At 71.8% G+C, this 25,011-nt stretch carries 18 protein-coding genes; 10 read left to right on the top strand and 8 right to left on the bottom strand.

The annotated features are described in order from the left end of the window. Positions 1-14: 14 nt before the first annotated feature. The 6 genes from WMF39_RS02200 (at position 15) to WMF39_RS02175 (ending at position 8,496) form a co-directional block, all read left to right on the top strand. A complete protein-coding gene (locus WMF39_RS02200; RefSeq protein WP_437743904.1) occupies positions 15-1,832 on the top strand; it encodes a dynamin family protein in 1,818 nt (605 codons plus the stop codon). A 108-nt stretch (positions 1,833-1,940) separates the two neighbouring features. Further along, positions 1,941-2,669, top strand: coding sequence for a GTP-binding protein (locus tag WMF39_RS02195; protein WP_012233021.1), 729 nt, complete (start codon positions 1,941-1,943; stop codon positions 2,667-2,669). Continuing rightward, a complete protein-coding gene (locus WMF39_RS02190; RefSeq protein WP_437743903.1) occupies positions 2,666-4,270 on the top strand; it encodes a sensor histidine kinase in 1,605 nt (534 codons plus the stop codon). The genes WMF39_RS02195 and WMF39_RS02190 overlap by 4 nt, the downstream gene beginning before the upstream one ends. Next, positions 4,267-5,256 (top strand): thiamine-phosphate kinase, encoded by a 990-nt coding sequence (gene thiL / locus WMF39_RS02185; RefSeq protein WP_437743902.1) that lies wholly within the window; start codon positions 4,267-4,269, stop codon positions 5,254-5,256. Before WMF39_RS02190 ends, thiL begins: the two co-directional genes overlap by 4 nt. 531 nt (positions 5,257-5,787) lie before the next feature. After that, positions 5,788-7,359: an AAA family ATPase gene (locus tag WMF39_RS02180; protein WP_437743901.1), complete on the top strand. Its 1,572-nt coding sequence runs from the start codon at positions 5,788-5,790 to the stop codon at positions 7,357-7,359. Between the two features lie 6 nt (positions 7,360-7,365). Next, on the top strand, positions 7,366-8,496 hold the full coding sequence (locus WMF39_RS02175) for a hypothetical protein (RefSeq protein WP_437743900.1): 1,131 nt from the start codon (positions 7,366-7,368) through the stop codon (positions 8,494-8,496). A 126-nt stretch (positions 8,497-8,622) separates the two neighbouring features. Here the strand turns inward: WMF39_RS02175 and WMF39_RS02170 are convergent, their stop codons facing one another. The 4 genes from WMF39_RS02170 to sppA all read right to left on the bottom strand — a co-directional run bounded on the left by WMF39_RS02170 (position 8,623) and on the right by sppA (position 16,196). Then, positions 8,623-9,411 (bottom strand): hypothetical protein, encoded by a 789-nt coding sequence (locus tag WMF39_RS02170; protein WP_437743899.1) that lies wholly within the window; start codon positions 9,409-9,411, stop codon positions 8,623-8,625. 194 nt (positions 9,412-9,605) lie between these two features. Continuing rightward, entirely contained in the window at positions 9,606-9,998 is a 393-nt protein-coding gene (locus WMF39_RS02165; protein ID WP_437743898.1) for a hypothetical protein, read from the bottom strand. A 462-nt stretch (positions 9,999-10,460) separates the two neighbouring features. Further along, a complete protein-coding gene (locus WMF39_RS02160) occupies positions 10,461-13,880 on the bottom strand; it encodes a vitamin B12-dependent ribonucleotide reductase (protein WP_437743897.1) in 3,420 nt (1,139 codons plus the stop codon). Between the two features lie 507 nt (positions 13,881-14,387). Beyond that, complete coding sequence (gene sppA, locus WMF39_RS02155; protein ID WP_437743896.1) at positions 14,388-16,196, bottom strand: signal peptide peptidase SppA; 1,809 nt, start codon at positions 16,194-16,196, stop codon at positions 14,388-14,390. A 343-nt stretch (positions 16,197-16,539) separates the two neighbouring features. On the opposite strand from sppA, the gene WMF39_RS02150 reads away from it, so the two are divergent. From WMF39_RS02150 to WMF39_RS02140, 3 genes are all read left to right on the top strand, one after another. After that, on the top strand, positions 16,540-18,231 hold the full coding sequence (locus tag WMF39_RS02150; protein WP_437743895.1) for a ribonuclease J: 1,692 nt from the start codon (positions 16,540-16,542) through the stop codon (positions 18,229-18,231). Beyond that, positions 18,228-19,313 (top strand): CHAD domain-containing protein, encoded by a 1,086-nt coding sequence (locus tag WMF39_RS02145; protein WP_437743894.1) that lies wholly within the window; start codon positions 18,228-18,230, stop codon positions 19,311-19,313. Before WMF39_RS02150 ends, WMF39_RS02145 begins: the two co-directional genes overlap by 4 nt. Positions 19,314-19,487: 174 nt before the next feature. Continuing rightward, positions 19,488-20,591 carry a hypothetical protein gene (locus WMF39_RS02140; RefSeq protein ID WP_437743893.1) on the top strand — a complete coding sequence of 368 codons (1,104 nt, stop codon included), beginning with the start codon at positions 19,488-19,490 and terminating at the stop codon, positions 20,589-20,591. 68 nt (positions 20,592-20,659) lie between these two features. Here WMF39_RS02140 and WMF39_RS02135 read toward each other — a convergent pair whose 3' ends face one another. The 4 genes from WMF39_RS02135 to WMF39_RS02120 form a co-directional block, all read right to left on the bottom strand. Beyond that, positions 20,660-21,229: a peptidylprolyl isomerase gene (locus WMF39_RS02135; RefSeq protein ID WP_437743892.1), complete on the bottom strand. Its 570-nt coding sequence runs from the start codon at positions 21,227-21,229 to the stop codon at positions 20,660-20,662. Positions 21,230-21,390: 161 nt separating this feature from the next. Further along, complete coding sequence (locus tag WMF39_RS02130) at positions 21,391-22,602, bottom strand: thiolase family protein (protein WP_437743891.1); 1,212 nt, start codon at positions 22,600-22,602, stop codon at positions 21,391-21,393. A 218-nt stretch (positions 22,603-22,820) separates the two neighbouring features. Beyond that, positions 22,821-23,627, bottom strand: coding sequence for a TPM domain-containing protein (locus WMF39_RS02125; protein ID WP_437743890.1), 807 nt, complete (start codon positions 23,625-23,627; stop codon positions 22,821-22,823). Continuing rightward, the gene (locus WMF39_RS02120; protein ID WP_437743889.1) at positions 23,627-24,253 is read right to left on the bottom strand and encodes a LemA family protein; all 627 of its coding nucleotides are present in this window, start codon (positions 24,251-24,253) and stop codon (positions 23,627-23,629) included. The genes WMF39_RS02125 and WMF39_RS02120 overlap by 1 nt, the downstream gene beginning before the upstream one ends. Positions 24,254-24,467: 214 nt before the next feature. Between WMF39_RS02120 and WMF39_RS02115 the strand changes: the two genes are divergently transcribed. Further along, the gene (locus WMF39_RS02115) at positions 24,468-25,004 is read left to right on the top strand and encodes an ureidoglycolate lyase (protein WP_437743888.1); all 537 of its coding nucleotides are present in this window, start codon (positions 24,468-24,470) and stop codon (positions 25,002-25,004) included. The last annotated feature ends 7 nt before the right edge of the window (positions 25,005-25,011 follow it).

Raw genomic sequence — 25,011 nt, 5'->3', positions numbered from 1 at the left:
CGAGGTAGACGCACATGCTCGAATCCTTCCACAGCCGCAAAGACGACGTGACCGGGGCGCTCAGGGATCTCGTGACGTTCGCCGAGGCCCTCGGCGCCAAGAGCGTCGCGACGCGCATCACGAACGATCTCGTGAAGAAGCTCGACGCCGATCGCTTCCACCTCGTCGTGGTCGGCGAGTTCAACCACGGCAAGACGACGTTCGTGAACGCGCTGCTCGGCGCCTCGATCCTCCCCGTCGGCGTGACGCCCACGACGGCGGTGATCCACCACCTCGAGTACGCGGTCGATCCGCGCGCCGAGGTGGTCTACGCGTCGGGCGAGCGCACCGGCCTGCCGTTCGAGGACGTGCGGGCCTTCACCGTCGGCGGCGAGCGCTCGTCGAGCGCCGGCGAGGTGAAGTTCCTCGAGGTGGGGTACCCGGCCGAGCTCCTGCGCGAGCGCGTGGTCCTCGTCGACACCCCCGGGGTGAACGACCTCTCGCTCCAGCGGGCGGACATCACCTACAGCTACATCCCGCGGTCGGACGCCGTGCTGTTCCTCATCGACGCCGGCCAGCCGCTCAAGGAGAGCGAGCGGGTCTTCCTCCAGGAGAAGCTGCTCGGGCAGTCGCGCGACAAGATCCTGTTCGTCGTGACGAAGCGCGACATCTGGAGCCAGGACGAGGAGGTCGAGGCGCTCGCGTACATCCGGAGCGAGCTCGGGAAGCTCGTGAAATCGCCCGTGGTCTTCCCGATCTCGAGCGAGCGGGCGCTGGAGGGTGATCGGCCCGGCAGCGGGATGCCGGAGCTGCTCGATCACCTGACCCGTTTCCTCGCCGAGGAGCGCGGGCGCATCCTGCTCGACAACGCGCTCGGCGAGGGCCTCGAGTCCGCGCGCCTGCTCGGCAAGGGCGTGGACGCGCGGCGGCGGGCGACCGCGATGTCGCGCGAGGAGCTCAGCCGCCGCATCGAGATGATCGAGAAGGATCTGGCCGGCCAGTCGCGCACCATCGAGGAGCGGCGCGCCGGCATCCGCGAGGAGGTGAGCGCCATCCGGGCGTGGGTGCATCGCGACCTCGATCGCTTCGTCGACGATGTGCTCCGGCAGCTCCCGGCGATCATCGACGAGGCCCACACCGACGAGATCAAGGTCTACCTCGGGGCGTTCCTGGAGCGCACGTTCGCCGAGTGGGCGCAGGCCGAGACGAAGGAGATCGCCACGGCGCTCGAGGCGCTCGCCGAGAAGACGATCGCGCTCGTGCGCGAGGACGCGCACGACGTGGCGAAGCGGGTCAGCGAGGCGCTCGGCGGCGACGTGAAGCCGCCGAACGTCGAGGTCGACACGTTCGGCTACGATGTCGGCGTCTTCGCGCTCTTCACCATCGGCCTCGGCGTGATGTTCACGAACGCCCTGCTCGGCGGGATCCTGGCGCTCGCGGCGCCTGTCCTGGCCGTGTACGTGAAGGAGAAGGTCGAGGCCGAGACCCGCAAGAAGGCGAAGGAGATGGCGCCGATCGCGCTGCGCGAGGCCGCCACCCGGATCGGGCCGAAGCTCGACGAGATGATCCAGGAGTTCGCGAGCCGGCTCGACGCGTGGGTGGTCACGGCCGGCCAGGAGCTGCACCGGGAGGTCATCGAGGTCCTCAAGGCGGCGCGCGAGGAGCGGGTCCAAGCCGAGCCGAGCAGCGAGAGCCAGCTCAAGGCGTGCGACGCCCAGGCCGAGGCGCTCCAGGCGCTGACGTCGCGCCTGGAGGGGCTGCGGAGCGCGCTCTGGACCGTCGAAAACGGCGAGAGCAGGCCGATCCCTCCGCCCGTGTCCAGCGTGCCCAACGCGCCGGGCGGCTCGGCCTGAGCGGGGCGCACGCCTCCTGACAAGGGAGGAGACCCGGCCCAGCCCGGCCTCCTCCGCCATGCGCCGTGGCCATATCCAATCGTCGGGCGCTCATGCGAGAATGCGGCCGTGCAGCTCGACTTCGCAGCCCGTGAAGTGACGATCAAGCTCGTCTATTACGGCCCGGCGCTCAGCGGCAAGACGACGAACCTCGTCTCGCTGCACGGCCTCGCCGGGTCAGACGCTCGCGGACGGCTGATGACGCTCGAGACGCAGGACGATCGCACGCTGTTCTTCGATCTCCTGCCGCTCACCTTCCGCGCGAAGGACGGCGACGTCTCGCTCCGCATCAAGCTGTTCACCGTGCCCGGCCAGCCGATGCACGCCGCCACCCGGAGGCTCGTGCTCCAGGGCGCGGACGGGGTCGCGCTGATCGCCGACTCGCAGATCTCCGAGACGCAGCGCAACGCCGAGGCGTTCTTCGATCTCCGCCAGAACCTGCGAGAGAACGGCCTCGATCTCGCGAGGATGCCGCTCGTCATCCAGTTCAACAAGCGCGACCTGCCCGACATCCGGAGCGACGAGGAGCTGGCGCGGCTCGCCGCGCGGGGCAAGGAGCCGGTGTACAAGGCCGTCGCGACCCGCGGCGTGGGCACGGTGGAGACGCTCATGGGTCTTCTCCACCTCACGTGGGAGACGCTCGATCAGACGCATCAGCTCTCGAAGCGGCTGTCGATCAGCGGCGAGGAGCTCCTGAACAGCGCGGCGCGCCAGCTCGGGGTGACGAGCTCGGTGAACGACCTCCTCGCGAGGCGAATGGGCGGCAGCCTCGAGAAGAGCTCCCGGATCGTTCCATGAGGCCCGACGCCCACAAGGGGACGCCGGCGGATTTCGGTCTCGACGACGAGGATCTCCTCAGCATGCCGGGCTCCGCGCCGATGCCGTCGGCGCGCGTCGCGGACGGGCCCGGCTCCTCGAAGCGCGACGGCGCGTCCAGCGCCCCTGAGCCCTCGACGCTGCCTCCCCCCGCGGCGGCGCCGGTGGTCGACCTGGTCGGCATCGGCCCCCTCTCGCTCGAGGATCTCGTGGATCGCCAGGCACTCGGGGAGATGGCGGCGTCATTTCACAAGCTGTTCGGCTTGCCGATCCGGATCCAATCGATCAACGGCGCCACGCTCGCGGAGTCGGGCGCGCTCGCGCCGCTCCCGCCGCTCGGCGGCCTGACCGGCGAGCAGGAAGGCCGGCGGGCGAGCGTGGCGCCGGCGGATCGGACGGCAAAACAAGGCGCGTCGGCCAGCAGCGAGGTCGCGGATCCCTGCTTCGAGGGCGCGCTCTACCAGGTGTTCCCGATCGAGTACGACGGGCGTGCGATCGGCCGGTCGATCCTGGGCCCCTACCTGCCCGACGGCCTCGACGATCTCCCTGTCGCGCAGATCGAGGCGGCGTCCCAGCTCGATCTCGCGCCTGCGGCGGAGGGGCGGCTGCGGATGCCGCGGCTCCGGCCGGAGCGGCTCGGCGCGATCGCGGACCACCTCCGCTCGGTCCTCGATCTGATCCTGTTCAGCGGGCACAAATCGCTCCTCACCTCGACGATGCACGTCGCGTCGATCCGCGAGAGCTTCCGTGAGCTGTCGCAGAAGAACGCGGAGCTGGAGCAGGCGTACGAGCGGCTGAAGGAGCTCGACCGGCTCAAGTCGAACTTCCTGGCCACGGTGTCGCACGAGCTCCGGACCCCGCTCACGTCGATCATGGGGTACAGCGAGATGCTCGCCGAGGGCATCGGCGGACCTCTGACCGATGAGCAGCGCGAGTTCATCGATACGATCCGGTCGAAGAGCGAGCAGCTGCTCGGGCTCATCATGAGCCTCCTGGACCTCTCGAAGCTGGAGAGCGGCACGTTGATCGTGCATCGCACCGAGGTGGCCGTCGGCCCGGTGCTCGTCGAGGCGGCGTCGACCATCGCGCCAGCTGCCTCGAAGAAGGGCGTCGAGCTCCGGATCCAGGCCGAGGACGATCTCCCGCCGGTGCTGGGGGACGGCGACCGGCTGCGCCAGGTGTTCATCAACCTCGTCGAGAACGCGGTGAAGTTCACCGAGGCGGGGGGCGAGGTGCTGCTCGTCGCGCGCGCCGTGAGCGAGGACATGGACGACCTCCCCGGGCTGGTGCTCGTCGCGCCTCTCCAGCAGGCGGTCGAGATCCGCGTCGTGGACACGGGCATCGGCATCCCTGCCGGCGAGCGGCTGAAGGTATTCGACCCGTTCTACCAGATCGATCAGAGCTCGACGCGGGAGCACGGCGGCACGGGGCTTGGTCTCTCGATCGTCAAGCGCCTGGTCGAGGCGCACAGCGGCACGGTGCGCATCGAGCCGAACGAGCCGCGCGGCACGGTGTTCGTGGTCAAGCTGCCGACGGTCGCTGGCTCGCCGGCGAACAGCGTCCTGCCGCCCATCTTCCAATGAGCGGGCGCTCCGAGTGGAAGCGCATCGACATGCTGCGCGCCGTGCTCGGGGGTGCGGCCGGCGATCATGTTCTGTGCGGCATCGGCGATGACGCCGCGATCCTCGCGCCCCTGGCCCCGGGGGGCGGCGCCCTCCCGGGCGCCCCGGAGCCGCTCGTCTGGACGGTCGACAGCGCCGTCGAGGGCGTCCATTTCCGGCGCGATCTCCTGGGCTTCGAGGATCTCGGCTACCGCGCGACGATGGCCGCGGCGAGCGATCTCGCGGCGATGGGGGCGCGCCCTGTCGGCCTGCTGGCCGCGCTGGTGCTTCCTCCGAGCGTGAGCGACGACGAGCTCGGCGCGCTGGCGAGGGGTCAGCGCGCCGCGTGCGACGAGATCGGCACGGCGGTCATCGGCGGGAATCTCTCGCGGGGCGGCGAGATCTCGATCACCACGACGGCGCTCGGCGTCGCGGCTCTGCCGCTCAGGCGCGACGGCGCGCGGCCCGGCGACGCGCTCGCGCTGGCCGGTCCGGTCGGCCTCGCCGCGGCCGGTTTTGCGCTGCTCGATCGCGGCATCGCGCCGGCCAGCGCCGCGGCCGAGCAGGCGATCCGCGCGTTCCGCCGCCCGGTGGCGCGCATCGACGCGGGCCTCCGCGCGGCGGGGCGCGCCCGCGCGGCGATCGACGTCTCCGACGGGCTCGTCGCGGATGTGGCGCACCTCGCGCGCGCGAGCGGCGTGCGCGCGCTGCTCGATCCTGCGGCGCTCGTGAGCGCCGACCTCCGCGACGCCGCCGCGCTGCTCGGCGTGGACGCGCTGGATCTCGCGCTGTACGGCGGCGAGGACTACGCGGTCGTGGTCGCGGGCCCCGACGTCGGGGAGCTCGCCGGCTTCGTGGCGATCGGCCGCTGCGTGCCGCGCGAGGAGGGCGCGAGCGACGTGGCGTTGCTCGGACCGGGCGGGCAGCTCACGGACCTCGTGGCGCGGGGGTACGACCACTTCGCCTGAGTCTGTCTGTTCCAGCAACAGCGCTCGCGATCCCGCCTGGCGTTCTCCCAGCCGCGTCCGCGGCGCTCGCGAGCGCTCCTGGGGCGCTCCCAGCCACGTCCGCGGCGCTCGCGAGCGCTCCTGGGGTTCTCCCAGCGGCGTCCGCGGCGCTCGCGAGCGCTCCTGGGGTTCTCCCGGCCGTGTCCGCGGCGCTCGCGATCACGCCTGGAGCAGGACACGGCCAGCAGCGAAGCAAGGAGCAGGGACGCGACGCATGCTCACGGGGCCGCACGGCGTCTCGCCGATCCCCTTCGACGCACGGGCCCAACCTTGCGCGCCGTGCCCGTCGGGCGCTGCCCGTGCCACGCTTCGTTTTCCGGGCGTTCCTTCCCGTTGCGGCGACGGTGCGCCGGCCGAGCCCGAAACAGGCGAGGCGCCCGCGGGCGACCAGGTACCGGGCCAGCGGAGGCAGGCGGCGCGCGGCACCGCTCGATCCCGGGCGCCCCCTGCCCCGTTCTTGACCGCTTGCGACCCGTTCGCTACCCGAGTCAGGTGAGCCTCGAAGCGTTCGGCGTGAAGAACCTGCGGTGCCTGACGGACACCGGCCTCGTGCCGATCCGGCCCATCACCGTCCTGGTCGGCCGCAACAGCTCGGGCAAGAGCACATTCCTTCGAGCGTTCCCGCTGCTCCGGCAGAGCGTGGAGACGCCCCGAGACAGCCCGATCCTCTGGTATCACGAGCGGTATGTGGATTTTGGCTCGCTGAAGGACGCCGCCTCCAGTCGGCTCGACGAGCCGGAGGTAACCTTCCAATTCCGGCTGCGGCTGCCAGAGCAGGCAGAGGTCGCTCTCGGCGACCCTGCCTTCGACATCGCGGTGACGCTCGCCGGAGGCGAGACCCCTCATGTGAGGGGCTACGAAATTGGCGCCGAGGGCCATGTCGTCCGATGGGAGCTCGACGCCACGGGCCGGCTCCTCAGGCTCGTTGCGAACGACGAGACCATCCAGACCGAAGCGCCTCTCTCGCTGGGAACGAAGTCGTACCTGCTGCCGACCTTGCAATCAGGCACGGAGCCGACGCTGAGCTACCACCAGGTGCCGGAAGGGCTCGTACACGACGAGATCGACTACCAGACGAAGGCAGATACGGTCCTGCTCAAGCCGCTCGCCGCGTTGCTCGTTCCTTTTTTTCACGGCAACACGTCGGCGGCTACGATCGACGCGGTGGCCTACGCGATGCTCCTTGGCAAGCGGAGCGCCATGCTGAAACAGCTCGCCACCCTCTCGGCTCACGCTCAGTTTCAGAAGAGAGTGATTCAGAAGAGAGGCGGCGGTCTCGGGCCCGGCGACGACGAGTTCGAGCGCATCGCCTCCGCGGCAGCGGCACGCATCTCGCCCTACATCATCGAGGCAGCCGATCTCGTCCTCGCCGACCTCATGAGCCGCGTCGCGTACCTCAAGCCCCTCCGCGTGAGCCCGGAGCGCGCCTACCGCATCCAGAACCTCGCCGTCGATGAGGTGGATCCCGACGGCAAGAACCTCCCCATGTTCCTGCGCTCGCTCTCCACCCCCGAGGCGGAGGACTTCGCCCGCTTCACCCAGACCACGCTGGACTTCGAGACGAAGGTCCGCACGACCGGGATCCACGCCGAGATCCTCGTCAAGGAGGGCCCGGCCAAGGGCTTCGTCAACCTCGTCGATGTGGGCTTCGGCTACTCCGAGGTCCTCCCGCTGGCCGCCGCCCTCTGGGCGGCGTGCATCCGCCCCCGCATGCAGAAGCGGGCCCCCGCGCCGCTCGTCGCGATCGAGCAGCCCGAGCTGCACCTCCACCCCGCCGCCCAGGCGAAGCTCGCGCGAATGCTCGTGGAGGCGGTGTCCGGAAGCGGCTCGAAGATCATCGTGGAGACGCACAGCGAGTCGCTGATCAACGGCCTCGGCAAGCTGATCCATGAGGGCCATCTGAAGGCCGAGGACGTGCAGATCGTCCTCTTCGACAAGGACGAGGAGACCGGCGAGGCCGAGGTGCGCCTCGCCGGCTACCGCGACAGCGGCGCCCTCCACGACTGGCCCTACGGCTTCCTGTCCCCCGTCGCCGACCGACGTGTACGCTCCGCGGCGGAGTGACGCGCGGTGCTTCTCCACCTCCACGAGTCCGCGGCGGCGGATGCGCTCTCGAACAGCGCCACCGCGCGAAGCTCGCACGCGTCCATCGAGAACCTGCTCCTCGCGCACTTCGATGGCAATCACGTGATCTCGCTGCGCCCCGAGGACACCGAGGCGCTCCTCGGTTCGGCGCACGGCTGGTCCCCGCGCGCGCGGCGAGCCCTCCAGCACGTGGACGAGAACTTCGCCCAGATCGCCGGCCTGCGTGACGAGGTCCCCTGGTCGATCGAGCTGGGAATCGGCGCGGCGTTCGACGGGACGGCGCGCGAGGTTCCAGGCGGCCGGAAGGTGATCCGCGCGCCGCTCTCGGCTTTCGACCGGACCCACAAGACGGCGTGCTGCGTGCTCCTCGGCGAGAACCGGACCGACGCGGGCCTGTTCGCAGAGCTCGGCATCATGATGCTGGCCCAGCGTCACTGGGAGGCGATCGACATGGTCCACGAGGCTCGCGGCGGCGGCGGAGACACGATCGCGAGCGAGTTCGGAAGCCTCGCTGATCAGGGTCGCATCGTGCTCGCCATCGGAGATACCGATCAGCGACACCCGGGTGGCGCCGTCGGCGGCACGTACCGCAAGCTGGCCGAGGCCGCCAGGGACCGTCCGACCTACCAGCGCGCCCGCCCGCTCCACGTGCGCACGGCAGAGGCGCTGGTGCCGCTCGCGATCTACCGCGAGGTGCTCTCGTCCCCCGAGCGCCTCACCCGCATCGACAGGATCGCCCAGCTGCTCCGCTCCGCGCCGGCCGACGTCCTCCGCTATGCGCACCTCAAGGACGGGCTCCGGCTCCACCAGATCGACAACCCGAGGACGCCGGAGGAGGGCAAGTACTGGCGCCCAATCGCGAAGAACTGCGGGCGTGACCGCTGCAACCAGGCATCCTGCGAGCAGTGCACGAAGCGGGAAGAGTGCAAGTGCTACGTCGTCGACGCGCTCGGCGCGGACGCGCTCTCCGACGTCGTGAGCTGGGTGCAAGCCCGCAAGTCGAAGCGAGATCTCGCCAAGCGCTTTCACCTGCTCGAGGACGAGGACGCCGCCCTGAAAGAGCTCGCCGACGAGGTGCTGGCCTTCGGCCTCGCGCTCGCGCCGCTCTCGACGTGAGATCCGAGCGCCTGCTGTCCCGAGAGGCGCTCCCGGCCGCGTCCGTGGCGCTCGCGAGCGCTCCTGGGGTTCTCCCGGCCGCGTCCGCGGCGCTCGTGCTCGCGCCCGTCGCCGCGGCGACGGCGCTCACCCGCCGAGCGGCGCGGCCTCCTCGGGCGCCACCGGGGCCTCGCCACCCGGCTCCGCCGGCGGCGCGTCGGCCTCGATCTGGCCGGGACGCCGCGAGGACGGGCGCACCCGCGCGGCCAGCTCCGGGTGACCGGCGAGCCGGAACAGCCCCACGAGGAACGTCGCGGCGCGGCTGAACCGCTCGTCGTACGCCGCGATCGCAGCGGTCTTGGCGAGCAGCGTCGCCTCGGCCTCGCGCGCCTCGCGGGCCACATCTTTCAGGTGGCCGCGGAGCGCGCCGCGCAGGCCCTCGATCCGGAGCACCGTCTCCTCGGCGTCCCAGCGGATCCCCTTGCGGCGCGGCTTCGGCAGGTCCCTGGCGCCGAGCGCGCGCGCCACCTCGCCGGCGAAGCGCTCCAGCTGCGCCGGGTCGCGCGGCGTCGCGTCCGTGAAGCCGAGGCGCGCCAGCGCCGCGGCGCCGTACAGGCCGGTGAGCCACTCGCGGAGCTCGGTCAGCTCGGTGTACAGCGCGGCGGCGGCCTCGTCGCGGGCCTCCCGCGGGGCCGCGTCGTCGGCGAGCTCCGCCTGGTGCGCCTCGTCGGCCGCCACCATGCGATCGCGCGCCTCGGCGAGGGCGCGCGCGACGATGTGCGTGAAGAGCGAGACGTCCGGCATCTTCTCTCCCTTGCGCAGGTGCGGAGAGAGCAGCGCCTCGAGCTCCGCGGCGATCCGGCCGGCGTGGGTCTCGCCGGACGCGACGACGGAGTTGGCGCTCTTCTGACGATCGGTGACCAGCTTCGAGGGCATGACAGCTCCTTCCCATGAGGATCGATGCGCGGCGGCGGGCGCCATCGCCCGCCGCTGCGGCGCGGACGAACGCCGCGCGACCACACATGGTACGGAGTCCGGCCGCGCGCCCTAAAGCAGCCGGCAGGGTTCCGGCTCTCGTGCTCGCCGGATCGGGGCGGGGTGCCGGTACCCGGGACGAGACGTCGCCCGGCTCAGTTGCACTCGGCGGGCGGCGTGGTCCCGCCGAGGCTCGCTCGGATCTGGGTGAGCGCCTTGGCGCGCGGGGTCTTCCCGCTCTTCACGAGCTTCTCGATCCCGGCGCAGAGATGCGATGCCGTCGCCGCCTTCGACTTCGCTTCCGGCGACTTGCCCGACTTGGTGGCGACGGCGTGGAGCGCCGTGCAGCACGCCTGGATGGAGGCGCCTCCCCCCCGTGACGTCGTCGCCCCTGTCGCTCCCTCGGCCGTCGCCGCCCCTGCATCGGCCACCGCAGCCCCGGCGGAAGCCGCTCCCGCGGGCTCCTGGCCCGCCGCGGGCTCCTGCGTCGCCGCCGCCGTCGGGGTCGCAGCGGGCGTCGGGGTCGCCGGCACCGGATCGGCCGCCACGGGCGCGACCGTCGGTGTAGGCGCGGGGATCGTCTCCGGCTCTGCTTCTTCTTTCCGGCAGGAGCTAGACAGGATGCTGCAGACAACAACGACGAAGGCGATGGACGAACGCGACCGGATCATGCCTCCGTCTTCTACAGAGCTTCTCCGAGCGCATCCATACGGCTGCCCGAGTACAAGCCCGTACGGCCCCACCCGCAGCGCTCCCGCGCCCGCCTCCCCCCAAACGCTCCGCGATCACCCCCACCCTCCCCTTCCCCCCGAGTCGGCGGGGGTGGGGGTGACGAGGGAGGGGCCGGCGGGGGAGGGCCCCACGAACCCGAGCGCCGGCCCGCATCGCAGCGAGTCGCTGCAAGCCCAGCTCTCCCCGTTCACGAGGCAGCAGCCACGAAAAGGCGCGAGTTCGTGGGAGGGCCCCCCGCCGGCCCCTCCCTCGTCACCCCCACCCCCGCCCGTCGCAGCTCAGCTGCACCCCATGCTGTTGCCGCAGTTGAGGCACTTGTAGCAGGCCCCGTTCCTCACGGTGATGTGCCCGCAGCCGTCGCAGACCGGCGCGTCGCCCATCATGTCCTCGAGCTGCGCGTCGAGCGCGCTCGCCGTCCGTCCGCCGCCCTCGACCAGCGCCACCGCGGCCGGCGCGGTTGGCGAGAACGACGCCGCGCCGCTCTCCTGCGCCCGCGACTCGACAGGGTCCTCCATGGCCGAGGTGACCGGCTGGACGTGCGCGAGATCGTAGCGGTTCAGGTACTCGACTCCGAGCACGCGGAAGAGGTAGTCCACGATCGACGTCGACATCTTCACGTAGTCGTGCCCCTCGACGATGCCCTGCGGCTCGAAGCGGGTGAAGGTGTACTGCTCGACGAAGGTCTCGAGCGGCACGCCGTACTGGAGCCCGATCGACACCGCCATCGCGAAGCAGTTCATCATCGAGCGGAACGCGGCGCCCTCCTTGTGGAGGTCGATGAAGATCTCGCCGAGCGTCCCGTCGTCGTACTCGCCGGTGCGGAGGTAGATCTTGTGCCCGCCGACGCGCGCCTCCTGCGTGAAGCCCTTGCGCTTCCTGGGCAGGCGGAACCGCTCGGGCGCCGCCGCCGAGGGCGAGCGCGGGCGCGCCTGGCTCGCCAGCGCGGTCGCTGCCTGGACGATGGGCGCGGCGACCTCGGCCTTGTCGGCCTTGCCCTTGCTCTCCTTGCTGTCGCTCGAGCTCGAGGTCGACGAGAGCGGCTGCGACGCCTTGCAGCCGTCGCGGTAGAGCGCGACCGCCTTGAGCCCGAGGCGCCACCCCTCCTCGTAGATCCGCTGCACCTCCTCGACCGTCGCGTCGTTCGGCAGGTTCACTGTCTTCGAGATGGCGCCGGACAGGAACGGCTGCGCGGCCGCCATCATGCGGACGTGCGCCATCGGCGCGAGGTACCGCCGGCCCTTCTTGCCGCAGCGGTTGGCGCAGTCGAACACCGCGTAGTGCTCCTCGCGCAGGTGAGGCGCCCCCTCCACCGTCATGCGGCCGATGATCGTCTCGTTCGCCTCCTCGATCTCCGCGGCCGAGAAGCCGAGGTGCTGGAGCAGCGAGAAGCCGAAGCGCGCCCGCGACTCCTTGGAGACGCCGAGCCTGTCATAGGCCTCCTCGCCGAGGATCCAGGGGCCGAAGGCGAGATCCAGATCGAAGACGCCGGGGATCGCGGCCTCGACCTTCGCGAGGTCGTCGCTCGTGAGCCCCCGCGCCTTGAGCGACGCCCGGTTCACGTGCGGCGCCGCCAGGAGCGTGTTCGTGCCGGAGACGTAGGCGACGATCTCTTGCACCTCGGCCTCGGGGTAGCCGAGCCGCCGGAGCGCCTCGGGCACGGACTGGTTCACGATCTTGAAGTAGCCGCCGCCGGCGAGCTTCTTGAACTTCACGAGCGAGAAGTCGGGCTCGATGCCCGTCGTGTCGCAGTCCATCAGGAGGCCGATGGTGCCGGTCGGGGCGAGCACCGTCGCCTGGGCGTTGCGGTAGCCGTGCTCCTGCCCGATCCGGACCGCCTCGTCCCAGTCGGCGCACGCGGCCCGCCAGAGCGACTCCGGGCAGCGGTCGCGGTCGATCGCGTAGGCGGCGTCCCGGTGCATGCCCATCACCCGGAGCATCGGCTCGCGGTTCCTGGCGAAGCCGGCGAACGGCCCCTTCGCGGCGGCGATCTCCGCCGAGACCCGGTAGGCGTGGCCGCAGAGGATCGCGGTGAGCGCGCCCGCGACCGAGCGCCCCTGATCGGAGTCGTACGGGATGCCCTGCAGCATGAGCAGGGTGCCGAGGTTGGCGTAACCGAGCCCGAGCGGGCGGTAGTCGTGCGAGTTCTTCGCGATGCCGCGGGTCGGGTACGCCGAGAAGTCGACGAGGATCTCCTGCGCGACGAAGAACACCCGCACCGCGTGGCGGTAGCCCTCGATGTCGAACGAGCCGTCCTCGCGGAGGAACTTGGTGAGGTTCAGGCTCGCCAGGTTGCAGGCCGAGTCGTCGAGGAACATGTACTCCGAGCACGGGTTCGAGGCGTTGATGCGCGCCGTGTTCGGGCAGGTGTGCCAGCGGTTGATGGTCGTGTCGTACTGCACGCCCGGATCGGCGCAGCCCCACGCCGCCTCGGCGATCTGGCGCCAGAGATCCTTGGCGCTCAGCGTGTCGACGACCTCGCCGGTCGTCCGGGAGCGCGTCTCCCACGCCGCGCCCGTCGCCGCCGCGCGCATGAACTCGTCGCTCACGCGCACGGAGTTGTTCGAGTTCTGCCCGCTCACCGTGTGGTACGCCTCGCCGTTGAAGTCGGAGGGGTACCCCGCGCCGATGAGCGCCATCGCCTTCTTCTCCTCGCGGACCTTCCACTGGATGAAGTCGACGATCTCCGGGTGGTCCATGTCGAGGCAGACCATCTTCGCGGCGCGTCGCGTCGTGCCGCCGCTCTTGGTCGCGCCGGCGGCGCGGTCGAACACCTCGAGGAAGCTCATGAGCCCCGAGCTCGTCCCGCCGCCCGAGAGCTTCTCCTGCTTCCCGCGGATCGAGCTGAAGTTTGTCCCCGTCCCCGACCCGTACTTGAACAGCCGGGCCTCGCTCTTCACGAGGTCGTAGATGCTCATCAGGTCGTCCTGGACCGCCTGGATGAAGCACGCGGAGCACTGCGGCCGCTCGTAGGCGTTCCGGGTCTCGACGATGTCGTCGACCGCGCCCGCCCCGTTCGTTCGAGGCGCCGACGCCTTCCCGTTGGCGCTCCCGTTCCCCGCGTCGGCCGAGGCCTCGTTCCAGGCGTAGTTGCCGCCCGACCCCTCGATGCCGTACCGGTGGTAGAGCCCGCAGTTGAACCAGACGGGCGAGTTGAACGCGCCGTACTGATGGACGAGCAGGTAGGCGAGCTCCGCCTCGAAGGTGTCCGCGTCCTTCGCCGAGGCGAAGTAGCCACCGAAGTGCTCACCCGCTTCGCGGATGGTGCGCGCTAGCCGGTGGACGACCTGGCGGACGCTCGTCTCGCCGAGCTCCTTCTTGCCGTGGATCCCCGCCTTGCGGAAGTACTTGGAGACGACGATGTCGGTCGCTAGTTGCGACCAGCCGGCGGGGATCTCGGCCCCTTCCATCTTGAAGACGACCGAGCCGTCGGGGTTGGTGATGACGCTCGATCGGCGCTCCCAGGTGACCTCATCGAGCGGATCCGCGGCCCGGTGCGTGAACCGCCGGTCGAACCCGAGCCCGCGCGGGCGCGAGGCCCCTTTCTTCGTGCCCTTCTTCGAGGCTGCGCCGTCGACCTGCGCCTTGGCGGCCCCCCCGGTCACCGGACGAGCCCCCCCCTCTTCCTTCGTCCGTGCCGCCATCTTGCCGTTCCCGGCGGGGAGCTTACCGCCGTCACCCACAACTGCCGACTGGGCCATTTCCAAGTCCTCCTGTGAACCACCGCACCTGGCGGTGACCCGGGTCCTACCGAAAGCACAAAGAGTTCCCTGGAGAACTCCGAGGCCTCATCGCCTCGATCTCCACAGGTCTCGTCGCTTCTCCCCTACTACCTGCTCAAACGTTCCGTCTTCAGACCAGTGAGCATAGTTTCAGGTGCCATGCCTGAAAGGCGTGCGCCGACATGCGGGAGCGCCTGACCGCTTGCTATCCAAACTCGCGAACGGTCCGTGCGTCAAGGAGAACCGCTACATGTTGGGATCTCCCTCCGAACAGGGCCCACATATAGGGCCTCTCTGTCCGGTACGGGATTCCTAGCGATCCGTGATCAGTTCTGAACAGGTGCTACCCACCGGGCGCACAGATTACGCACAGCTTCTCCCGCGAGAAAATCCGCCTCTTCCCGGGAACGCGCCTAACCAACCACCAGCTCTTCCATGGAGCCGTGGGCGTGGGCGCGTGCTGGGGCCCCGCCCGGCCGTCGCCATCTAGTCCAGGTCGTCGGCCTCCGCGCAATACGCGAGCACCCGCTCCCCCTCGCAGTGGATGGCGAGCGCCACCTCCTGGGCGATCCCTCGGAGCCCGACGAGCTCGAGCAGCGTGGGCACCGGCGCCGGCAGCAGCGGTGGAGGTGGGATGTACCGCGACGCGCGCACGATGGCCGGCTCGATGGCCGCCGCCTTGGGCCCGATCATCTGGCGCAGCTCGTGGAGCGCCCGCTCGAACCCGCCGAGCATGTCGACGAGGCCGCGCGCCTGCGCGTCGGCGCCGCTGTAGACGCGCCCCTGCGCGAGCGGCTCGATCTCCTCGACCGGGCGGCGGCGGCCGCGGGCGACGACGCGGAGGAACGCGGCATAGATCGCGTCGAGCTCGCGCTCCACCACCGCCCGCTCCCCCGCGTCGAGCTTGCGCGACGGCGAGAACAGGTCGGCCCGCGCGCCGCGCTTCACGACGTCGGTCGAGATGCCGAGGCGCTCGAGCAGCGGACCGAGCGCGAAGCGCGCCGAGACCACGCCGATGCTCCCCGTGATCGTCTGCGGCTGCGCGACGATCGCGTGCGCGGCCGCCGCCACGTAGTAGCCGCCGCTCGCCGCCACGTTCGACAGGCATGCGACGACGGGCTTCACCTCCGCGAGGCGGGTGACCTCGTGGTGGATCCTGTCGGACGCGAGCGCGGAGCCGCCTGGCGAGTCGACGTGGAGGATGACCCCCTGGACGCGCGGGTTCTGCCGCGCCGCGCGCAGGCTCGCGACGAGCCGCTCCTCGCTGGCCAGGGAGGCGCCCCGGAAGCGGGCGCGGCTGACGATCGCGCCGTGCACCTCGATGACGCCGAGGACGGGCCGAGGCCACACCGGCGTCATCGAGAGGGCGCGCCGCGCGCCCAGGTAGCGGCCCGCCGCCACGAGGCGGCTCTTCGAATGCCGCGCGGCGGCGCGAGCTCCTGCGCCTCCTCCACCCGATGCGCGGTCCGCGTTATCCGCGCCGATCTCGGCGCGGCGCGGCGCCGCGGTCGCGCAGGGGAGCGACCCCGCCGCGAGCATGTGCTCGAGCTCGTCCTCGTACGCGACCGCGTCGACGATGCCTCGCGCGACGGCCTGCTCCGCGCCGAAGGGGGCCTCGTCGATCCACAGCGCGGCCGTCTCGCGATCGACGCGGCGCCCCTGGGCGAGCGCCGCGGTCAGGTCCCCGAGGCGCCCGTCGAGCAGGGCGCCCACCTGCTCGCGCTGCGCGGCGCTCATCGTGTCCCGCACGAGCACCTCGCCGGCGTTCTTGTACATCCCCTTCGCGAACACCTCGGGCTCGACGCCGACCTGCTCCAGGGCGCGGCGCACGTAGCGGCCCTCCACCGCGAACCCGAGCGGCGACACCATCGTCTCGGGCCCGACGACGATGGCCCGCGCGGCCGAGGCGAGCAGGAGCATCGTGGTGTCGGCGCCCATCGGCAGGTAGGCGACGATGTCCTTGCCCCCCGCCCGGATCTCGAGGAGCGCGTCCCGCAGCGAGGCCGCCACCGCCGGCCCCGCGTGCACCGACCGCATCCGGAGGAGCAGCCCCGCCGGGCGCGGATCCTTCATCAGGTGCTTGCCGAGCTCGCGGACGCGCTCCACCGAGAGCGGAGCCCTCTTCCTCGGACGCCACGGGAGCGCGAGGCGGACCCGGGGGGGCTGCAGGTCGACCACGCGGCCATCGATTTCGAGGACGACATACCCGCCCCGGGGTGCAGCAAACGCCCAGCGGAGCGCGCTGACGGGGAGCAGCAGCAGGCGGAGGAGATTGACGAGCAGGGCAGCGATCACCGGAGGCTCCTCGGAATCAGGGGATGGGCGACGGAAAGGCGGCTCGGCGTCCGCCGGCGGTCACGATGGGGTGGGGGGAGACAGGGTGTGCAGGAACCGGTCCGCGCGGCACGAGATCCGGTGGTGAGGTCGGCGCCGCCTGGCCCCGGCGGTGGAACTGGAAAGAGAGAGCGTGACGCAAGGGGCCACCCTGTGGCTACACTGTCGCTCCAAGTTTCGAAGGGGACGGCGAGCCGATGTGGGTTACGTCTTGAAGAAGTCGTCCTCTCTCTTTCAGACCAGCTCAGCAAGCCGCGGGCCGTAGGCCCCCGGCGCCCTGGGTGGCAGCCCCCCTCCACCAAACGTGCATCCCGAGCAGAGCGCCCCCGCCCCGAGCCAGCTCCCCCCGCCAGCGCCGTCCACCCTGCGGCTCGTGCCCCTCGGAGGGCTCGGCGAGGTGGGGATGAACTGCCTCGCGCTCCAGCAGGCCGATGGGCTGCTGCTCATCGACTGCGGGGTCACGTTCCCGAGCACGGACCTCGGCGTCGACGTGTATCACCCGCGCTTCGATCACGTGCTCGCGCTCCGTGATCAGGTGCGCGGCATCGTGCTGACGCACGGCCACGAGGATCACATCGGCGGGCTGCCGTTCCTCCTGCGTCACCTCGACGTCCCCGTCTGGGGCCCGCCGCACGCGCTGGAGCTTGTGCGCTACCGGCTCGCGGAGCACGCGCTCGAGGACAAGGTGCGCCTGCTGCCCACGCAGGTCGGGCGCGAGGTCGCGATCGGCGGCTTCGTCGTGGAGCCGCTCCGGGTGACGCACTCGATCGTCGACGCGACGGCGCTCGCGATCCACACGGCCGCGGGGCTCGTCGTCCATACCGGGGACTTCAAGCTGGACCCGACGCCGCTCGACGGCGAGCCGACCGACGAGGCCCGCTTCCGGGCGCTCGGCGACGCCGGCGTCCGGCTGCTCCTGTCCGACAGCACCAACGTGGACTCGCCCGGCGAGGCGGGGAGCGAGCGCGCCGTCGCCCACGCGCTGGCGGAGCTCGTCGAGACCGCGCCGGCGCGCGTCGTGGTCGGCGTCTTCGCCTCGAACGTCCAGCGCCTCCTCGCCCTCGGTCAGGCCGCGATCCGCGCGCGCCGCAAGATCTGCCTGCTCGGCCGCAGCGTGCAGACGCACGTGCGGGCCGCGCAGGCCGTGGGGAGGCTCCCGTGGCCGAGCGACCTGCTCGTCCCGCCCGAGGTCGCCTCCTCGATGCCGCGCGAGCGGCTCCTCGTCATCGCGAGCGGCACGCAGGCCGAGCGGGCCTCCACGCTGACGCGGTTCGCCTCGGGGACGCACCCGCTCCTGCGCCTCGAAGAGGGGGATCGGGTCGTGCTCTCGAGCCGCGTCATCCCGGGCAACGATCGCCCCGTCGTCGATATGATGGCCGGGCTGCTCCGCCTCGGCGTCGAGCTCGTGACGTGGTCGACGGATCGGCGCGTCCACGCGAGCGGGCACGCGCACCGGACGGAGCAGGCGCGCATGATCGACCTCACCCAGCCGCGCAGCTTCCTCCCCGTGCACGGCGCGCTGCACCACCTGACGCGGCACGCGGAGCTCGCGCGGGAGCGCGGCGTGGCCGAGGTGCTCGTCGCCGAGAACGGCCACGTCGTCGAGATCGGCAAGGCGCAGCCGCTCGGCCGGAGCGGCCGGGCCGTCACCGGCCGGGTGGCGACGGCGGGCGGCGAGGAGCTCGGGGAGGAGGTCCTCCGGGAGCGAGCGAACCTCGGTCGCTCCGGGGTGGCCTTCGTGTCGCTGGTCGTCGATGTGCACGGCGCCCTCGCGGCGCCGCCGCAGGTCCTCGCCCGCGGGGTCACCGGGGAGCTCGAGGGCGGCGCGCTGAGGGCAGCGGCGCGCGCGGTCGCGCAGGCGGTGAACGACTGCGAGCCGCGCGCGCGGCGCCGCGACAACGACATCATCGAGATCGCCCGGCTCGCGGCGCGCCGGACGCTCGAGGCGAAGCTCGGGAGGCGCCCGCTGGTGACGGTGGCGCTCACGCGCCTGTGACGCCGCTCGAGGGGAGCCCCCCGCCCTCGGGCGACGATGGCGCCGGAGCCAGCGACGGCGGCGGCGCGAGGCTCTCCGCGCGAGATTTCCTGGATCCAGTGCTGCTCTCCCACATCGAGCGCGTCCGCGCCGATGCGCGGCGCGTCGTCGCCGCGAGCGAGCAGGGCGAGAGCGCGGAGCCGGACGCGGAGGCGGTGCACGACTTCCGGGTCTCGCTTCGCCGGCTCCGGACGCTGCTCAAGCCGGCGCGACGCATCTACGGCACGAGGCGGCTCCGCCCCGTGGCCGAAGGGCTCCGTGAGTTCGCGCGTGCGACCGGCGCGCTGCGCGACGAGGAGGTGCTGCGCGAGACGCTCACCGCGCTCGATCTGGACGAGGCGGCCCGGGCGGCCGTCGCAGGATGGGTCGCGCAGCGCGCGCGCCTCGAGCGCGAGGCGAGGGCCCACATCGTCGAGCTACTCCGGCAGGATCGCCCGGGCGGCGCGGGCGCGACCCAGGCCGACGCGCCGGCCGCGGGCGACGCGGGCGCGGCCCAGGCCGACGCGCCGGCCGCGGGCGACACGGGCGCGACGCAGGCCGACGCGCCGGCCGCGGGCGAGCGGCTCCGGCTGGAGCCTCACCTCGCGCGCCTCGAGCGGCGCATCTCGCGCCGGAAAGCGAGGAAGCGCGGCGCCGAGGCGCTCGCGAGGCGAGCGATCGGTGATGCCCTGGACGACGTGCGCGCGCTCGCCGCGAGCGACCCGGGCGACGGCGCGGCCATGCACGCGCTCCGGATCCGCTTCAAACGGCTGCGCTACTCCGCCGAGACGTTCTCGCCGCTCTTCGGAGAGCGCGCCGAGCGCACCGCGAAATCCGCGTCACGGATGCAGCGCCGCCTCGGCCAGCTGCACGACGCCGACGAGGCGCTCGCGCAGATGAGGAGCGCGGAGGAGCTGGCGCCCGACGCGCGCGCGGCCGTCATCGAGGCGCTCATCGCAGAGCGGGCGCGGCTCGCTCACAAGGCGACCGAGGAGCTCGCGCGGGAGCTCGAGACGCTCACATCGCTCTGGTCGGGCGATCCCCGCGCGCTCCCGAGCGGATGACGCAGCGCACGGGGCGCGGTGCAGCAAGGAGCGCCGCAGCAGGCGCGCTTCGGACGGGGCGAAGGGTCACCGGGATTGCCGGCTGCGGAGCTCGCCGTGCGGGCGGGCGCTTCGTGGTACCGTCGGTCGGGCTCCTTCGAACCGAGGCGAAGCCCGCCGATCCCGGAGGTCGTGTTGCGCCGCTCTGCCTTCCAAAGCGTCACCGCGCTCGTCGCTCTCCTCGCGGCGAGCGCCTGCACCCAGGACTTCGACCAGTTCGAGCCCGAGCTCTTCCCGGCGCCGTCCGGGAGCGGCTCCGGCGGGGCCAGCAGCTCCGGCGGAGCTGGAGGAGGCCAGACGGCGGCTGGGAGCACCACGAGCAGCAGCAGCAGCGGCGGCGCCGGCGGCGGCGAGCGGTGCACCAACGGCGAGGATGACGACGGCGATGGCGCCGTCGACTGCGCCGACGACGACTGCGGAGGGTTCGCCTGCGTCGCCGTGCCCGAGGACTGGCAAGGGCCCGGCCTCCTGTACCAGGGCCCCGAGGCCGCGGACGTCGCCTGCCCCGAGGGCTTCTCCGAGCGGGTGGACGTGGGCGGCCGCGATCCCCTCGACACACCCGCGACCTGCAGCCCGTGCGCGTGCGGCGCGCCGACCGTGGAGTGCGAGGCGCCCGCGGTCACGGTGTACGTGGACGGCGCGTGTGACGGGGGGAGCGCGACGCTGCCGGTGCAGGCGGAGAACTGCATCAACCTCGGCGACTTCCAGCCCGGCAGCTACAGCGGCGAAGCGCCCAACGTGGATTCGGCGGCGTGCGCCGCGTCGGGCGGCGAGGCGATGTTGCCGCCGCCGCGCTTCGGTATCGAGGGGCTCGTGTGCGCCCCCGGGGCGGACGCCGGCGGATGTGAGGCCGACGAGGCCTGCGCCCCGCGAGAGATCGATGCGCCGTTCGAGCAGGGCGTCTGCGTCTGGCGCGACGGCGAGCGGAGCTGCCCCGAGGGGTTCGGCGAACGACACGTGTTCGCGAGCTCGATGGTCGACAACCGCGGCTGCACGCGGTGCACGTGCGGCACGGACGGCGTGCGCTGCGCGGCGACGCTGACGCTCTTCGAGCAGACCCGCTGCCGGGGGCCCGCCGAGACCGTGCCGTTCAACGGGGACTGCGTCGGCGATCCGTCCCCCGCCGCCTCGGTGTCGATCGAGGTGACCGGAAGCGGCAGCTGCCAGCCGCGCGGCGGCGACCCCAGCGGCGAGATCGAGGAAGGCGACGACAGGATCACCGTCTGCTGCGCCCGCTGAACGAGCGAAGCACCGCGCTGGCCGCGCGGCGCTGAACGGCGCCGCGCGGCGCGCAGCGCGCAGCGCGCCTACTGCCGGAAGATCTCGACGCGCTCGAGGACGACGTCCTGGTTGGGCCGATCGCGCGTGGTCGCCACGTTGGCGATGCGGTTGACGATGTCCTGCCCGCTCACGACCTTGCCGAACACCGTGTGGCGGTTGTCGAGGTGCGGCGTCGGCCCGTCGGTGATGAACCACTGCGCGCCGTTCGTGTTCTTGCCAGCGTTGGCCATGGAGAGCACGCCGGCGCCCTCGTGCCTCAGCGAGGGGTTGAACTCGTCGGCGAACTTGTACCCGGGGCCGCCCGTGCCCCAGAGCTGCGCCTTGTCCGAGTAGCGCGAGAGCGGGTCACCGCACTGGATCATGAACCCCGAGATCACGCGGTGAAAGCGGACGCCGTCGTAACAGGGCGTCCCCTGCATCCCCTGGCCGGTCTTCGGATCGGTCCAGTTGATGGTGCCCATGGCGAGGCCGACGAAGTTCTTGACCGTGTTGGGGGCGCCCTCCTCCTCGAGCCGGACCGTGATGTCACCGAGCGAGGTCTTGAGCCGAGCGTGAAGCTTGCCGGTGCCGGGCACGTTGATCGGGGGGAATTCCATCAGGCCTTCTCCTTATTCTTGGCCGCCGAGGCGGCGCCGTCAGTTCTTGGCCGCCGAGGCGGCGGCATCAGCCGAGGGAGGTGAGCCGCTGGCCCCCCTTCCTGCGTTCTGCTGCGGCGGTCTTATCTCATCTGGCGCCGCGAACGAGCGGCGAAATGACCTCACGCGCGCTCGAAGAGCGTCGCTATGCCCTGGCCGACGCCGATGCACAGCGAGGCGACCCCGACCTTGGCGCCGCGCGCGCGCATCGCATGCACGAGGGTGCACGCGATGCGCGCGCCCGAGCAGCCGATCGGGTGCCCGAGCGCGATCGCTCCGCCGCGGACGTTGACGCGCGCCGGGTCGAGCTCGAGCGCGCGCGAGCACGCGAGCGCCTGCGCCGCGAACGCCTCGTTGAGCTCGAAGAGGTCCACGTTGGGGACGCGCAGCCCGGTCCGCTGGAGGAGCTTCTTCACGGCCGGGATCGGCCCCTCCCCCATGAGGTTGGGATCCACCCCGGCGGTCGCCGTCGCGATCACCCGCGCGCGCGGCGTCGCGCCGGCGGCCTGCACGGCGTCGCCCGAGGCGAGCAGGAGGGCCGCGGCGCCGTCGTTGAGGGGCGACGAGTTGCCCGCCGTGACGGTCCCGCCTTCGCGGAAGGCCGGCTTGAGCTTCGACAGCGCCTCGAGCGAGGCGTCGGCGCGCACGCCCTCGTCGCGCTCGAACAGGACGGGCTCGCCCTTCTTCTGGTGGACGAGCACGGGGACCACCTCGGCGGCGAAGCCCCCCGACTCCCAGGCGAGCGTGGCGCGCTCGTGGGAGAGGAGCGCGAACCGATCCTGCTCGTCGCGGCTGATGCCGTGCTTCTTGGCCACGTTCTCGGCCGTCTCCCCCATCGACTGGAGCTCGAACCGCGCGGCCATCTTCGCGTTCGGATAGCGCCAGCCGAGGGTCGTATCGTAGACGGTCGGCGCGCTCCGATCGAAGCGCTCGGCCTGCTTGGGCATCGTGAACGGCGCGCGCGTCATGCTCTCGACGCCCCCCGCGATCGCGCAGTCGGTCTCTCCGGTGGCGATCATCCGCGCGGCGTCGGCCACCGCCTCGAGCCCCGAGCCGCAGAGGCGATTCACCGTGACGCCCGGGACCTCGTAAGGGAGGCCGGCGAGCAGCGCGGCCATGCGCGCGACGTTGCGGTTGTCCTCTCCGGCCTGGTTCGTCGCGCCGAAGACGACGTGATCGAGGCGCGGCGCAAGCGAAGGATTGCGACGCACGAGCGCGTCGAGGACGTGCGCTGCGAGGTCGTCGGGGCGAACCGTCGCCAGGGCGCCGGCGTAACGGGCGATCGGGGTCCGGACAGCGTCGACGACGAAGACAGGGCGCAGGGCAGCAGCCATGACGAGAGCGTAGCGTCGCCTGGTCAGCGCGCAGCGGGAGATCGCGCGCGCCCTGGAATCTCCGATCGGTTCGACCCGCGCCGCGCCGGCGTCGATGTCGTGTGTGCCCGCCCGGTCACGCCAGGGGTGAGCACAGCGGCCGATCGAAAGGCCGGCGCGGACGCCGACCGATCGGCCCGATCCGTCCTGCACAGGGTGAAGAGGCGGCGCGCAGCGGCTCAGTAGCTATCGCTGGATCCGCCCCCGCCGGAGCGACCGCCGCCGCCGCCACCGAACCCGGACCCGCCGCCGCCGCTGCGGCCGCCGCCGCCACCTCGGAAGAGGATCGCCTGGAGGACGAGCCACAGGAACCAGCGGAAGGAGGGCGAAATCAGCGCCAGCACGAGCGCCGCCACGATGGCGATGACCGTCACGCCGACCTTGATCGGCGAGACCGGAGCGGGCGCCGGCCGGGCGTCGGGCGCCGGGCGCCGTTCCTCCTCGGGTGTCCCGGCGACGAGCGTCCTGGCGATCTCTGCCGTTCCCTGGTCGATGGCGTCGCGGAATCGATCCTGCCTGAGCAGCGGGTTGATGGTCTGCCGGATGATGTCGTTCGACTGGAGATCCGTGAGCGCGCCCCCCACGCCCTTGCCCGTCTCGATCCGGACGCGCCGCTCGTTCGGGGCGATCACGAGCAGAACGCCGTTGTCGGCCCCGCGCTGGCCGAGCTGCCAGGTGTTGAAGGCCTCGTAGGCGACGTCCTCGATCGTCTCGCCTTCGAGGGATCCGGCCACGAAGGCGACGATCTCGAACCCTGTCTCGCGGCGGATGCGATCGAGCTTCGCGTCGAGAGCGCGGATGTCGGGCGGATCGAGCCGCCCAGCGGTGTCGATGACGTGCCCCGTGAGCGCCGGCGGCGTGAAGTCGGCCAGGGCCGGCCGCGCGACGAGCGCGCAGACCAGCGCGAACGCGGCCGCGACGGCCCTGGCCACGGCCCGCAGCCGCGCCCCGCTCGTGCCGACCCGGCGCATCGCCGCGCCCCTCATCAGAACGAGACCTTCGGCGCCGACTGGACCTCGGGAGAGGCGGTGAAATAGACGCGCGGCTTGAACGGCTGGCCCGTCGCCTTGTTCACCACCTGGCCCCGGATCTTCAGGAGCTCCGCGTTGTACTCGCGCGCTGCCTGGTTGTACTCCTGGCGCGCTCGGAGGATCCGGTTCTCGATTCCCTCCAGCTGGACCTGGAGGCTGTGGAAGCCCTGGTTCGCCTTGAGATCAGGGTATTGCTCCTGCACCATGAGGAGCCGCGAGAGCGAGCCGCTGAGCTGCTCCTGCGCCTTCTGGAAGGCCTGCACCTTCTCCGGATCCGTCAGATCGTCGGCCTTGAGCTGGACGCTGGTCGCGCGGGCGCGCGCCTCGGCGACGCTCGCCAGCGTCTGCTCCTCGTGCTTGGCCGACCCCTTCACGACCGCCACCAGGTTCGGGACCAGGTCGTAACGCCGCTGGAGATCCGCCTCGAGATCGGACCATTTCTGGGCCGCGATCTGATCTTTCTCGACCAGCACGTCGTAGCGCTGGCAGCCGACGACGGACGTCATGACGGCGAGCACCGCCAGGAACAGAGAGGCCACCGCGAGGCGCTTCCGAAATGTCGATTTGTGAACAATCCGCATGACTGGCTCCAGGGTCGCTTGCATCACCCGTCGGGTAAGCGTCGCGAGGCGCCCTGCAAAACCCGGCCCCATGGCGCTCGCGGCGGGCTGGCGTGCTGCGGCGCGCCCGCGACGTGATACCCTTTCCCTGTCGTGCCCTCGGCCGGCGCGCCCCATGCACCGCGCAGGAGAGCCTCAGGGAAGCCACACGCGTGGCAGGCCGCCACAGCCGCCCATGACGATGAGCCACCGCCCGCGCATCGCAGCCCATTCGCTCAGCCCCGCAGCTTATGCGCCGTATGGCGACATCCTCATGGCCTCGCCGCACGGCGAGCCCGGCAGGCCTGCCAACCAGGGGACGGCGCGGCGCTTCGATCACCTCGCCGCGATCGAGAACCTCCGCCCCGGGCACGCCTCGCTGAACGTCTCGGTGTTCCGCTGCGCCCCGCGCTCGAGCTTCCCGCTCCCGATCGCCCTGCTCGAGAAGCACCCCGGCTCGACCCAGGCGTTCGTGCCGATGAGCGCGCGGCGCTACCTCGTCGTCGTGGCCCTCGGCGGCGACAGGCCCGAGCTCACGACGCTCGGCGCCTTCATCGCCCACGGCGCCCAGGGCATCACCTATCGCCCCGGCGTGTGGCACCACCCCATGATCGCGCTCGACGCCGAGGCCGACTTCGTCTGCCTGGCCTGGGAGGACGGCTCTCCCGGCGACTGCGCCGTGGTCGAGTACGCAGAGAGCGAGCGGATCGCGGTCGCGATCGACCTGCTATAGAGGCGCC

The sequence above is a fragment of the Sorangium sp. So ce1504 genome (assembly GCF_051521635.1).
Lineage (GTDB): Bacteria > Myxococcota_A > Polyangia > Polyangiales > Polyangiaceae > Sorangium > Sorangium cellulosum_B.
Note: the sequence above shows the minus strand (reverse complement) of the source record. Positions and strands in the feature narration are given on the sequence as shown.

Coding starts and splice junctions, on each gene's coding strand:
- WMF39_RS02200 (WP_437743904.1), top strand. CDS start 15: ATGCTCGAATCCTTCCACAGCCGCAAAGACGACGTGACCGGGGCGCTC.
- WMF39_RS02190 (WP_437743903.1), top strand. CDS start 2,666: ATGAGGCCCGACGCCCACAAGGGGACGCCGGCGGATTTCGGTCTCGAC.
- thiL (WP_437743902.1), top strand. CDS start 4,267: ATGAGCGGGCGCTCCGAGTGGAAGCGCATCGACATGCTGCGCGCCGTG.
- WMF39_RS02170 (WP_437743899.1), bottom strand. CDS start 9,411: ATGCCCTCGAAGCTGGTCACCGATCGTCAGAAGAGCGCCAACTCCGTC.
- WMF39_RS02160 (WP_437743897.1), bottom strand. CDS start 13,880: ATGGCCCAGTCGGCAGTTGTGGGTGACGGCGGTAAGCTCCCCGCCGGG.
- WMF39_RS02135 (WP_437743892.1), bottom strand. CDS start 21,229: ATGGAATTCCCCCCGATCAACGTGCCCGGCACCGGCAAGCTTCACGCT.
- WMF39_RS02130 (WP_437743891.1), bottom strand. CDS start 22,602: ATGGCTGCTGCCCTGCGCCCTGTCTTCGTCGTCGACGCTGTCCGGACC.
- WMF39_RS02125 (WP_437743890.1), bottom strand. CDS start 23,627: ATGAGGGGCGCGGCGATGCGCCGGGTCGGCACGAGCGGGGCGCGGCTG.
- WMF39_RS02120 (WP_437743889.1), bottom strand. CDS start 24,253: ATGCGGATTGTTCACAAATCGACATTTCGGAAGCGCCTCGCGGTGGCC.
- WMF39_RS02115 (WP_437743888.1), top strand. CDS start 24,468: ATGACGATGAGCCACCGCCCGCGCATCGCAGCCCATTCGCTCAGCCCC.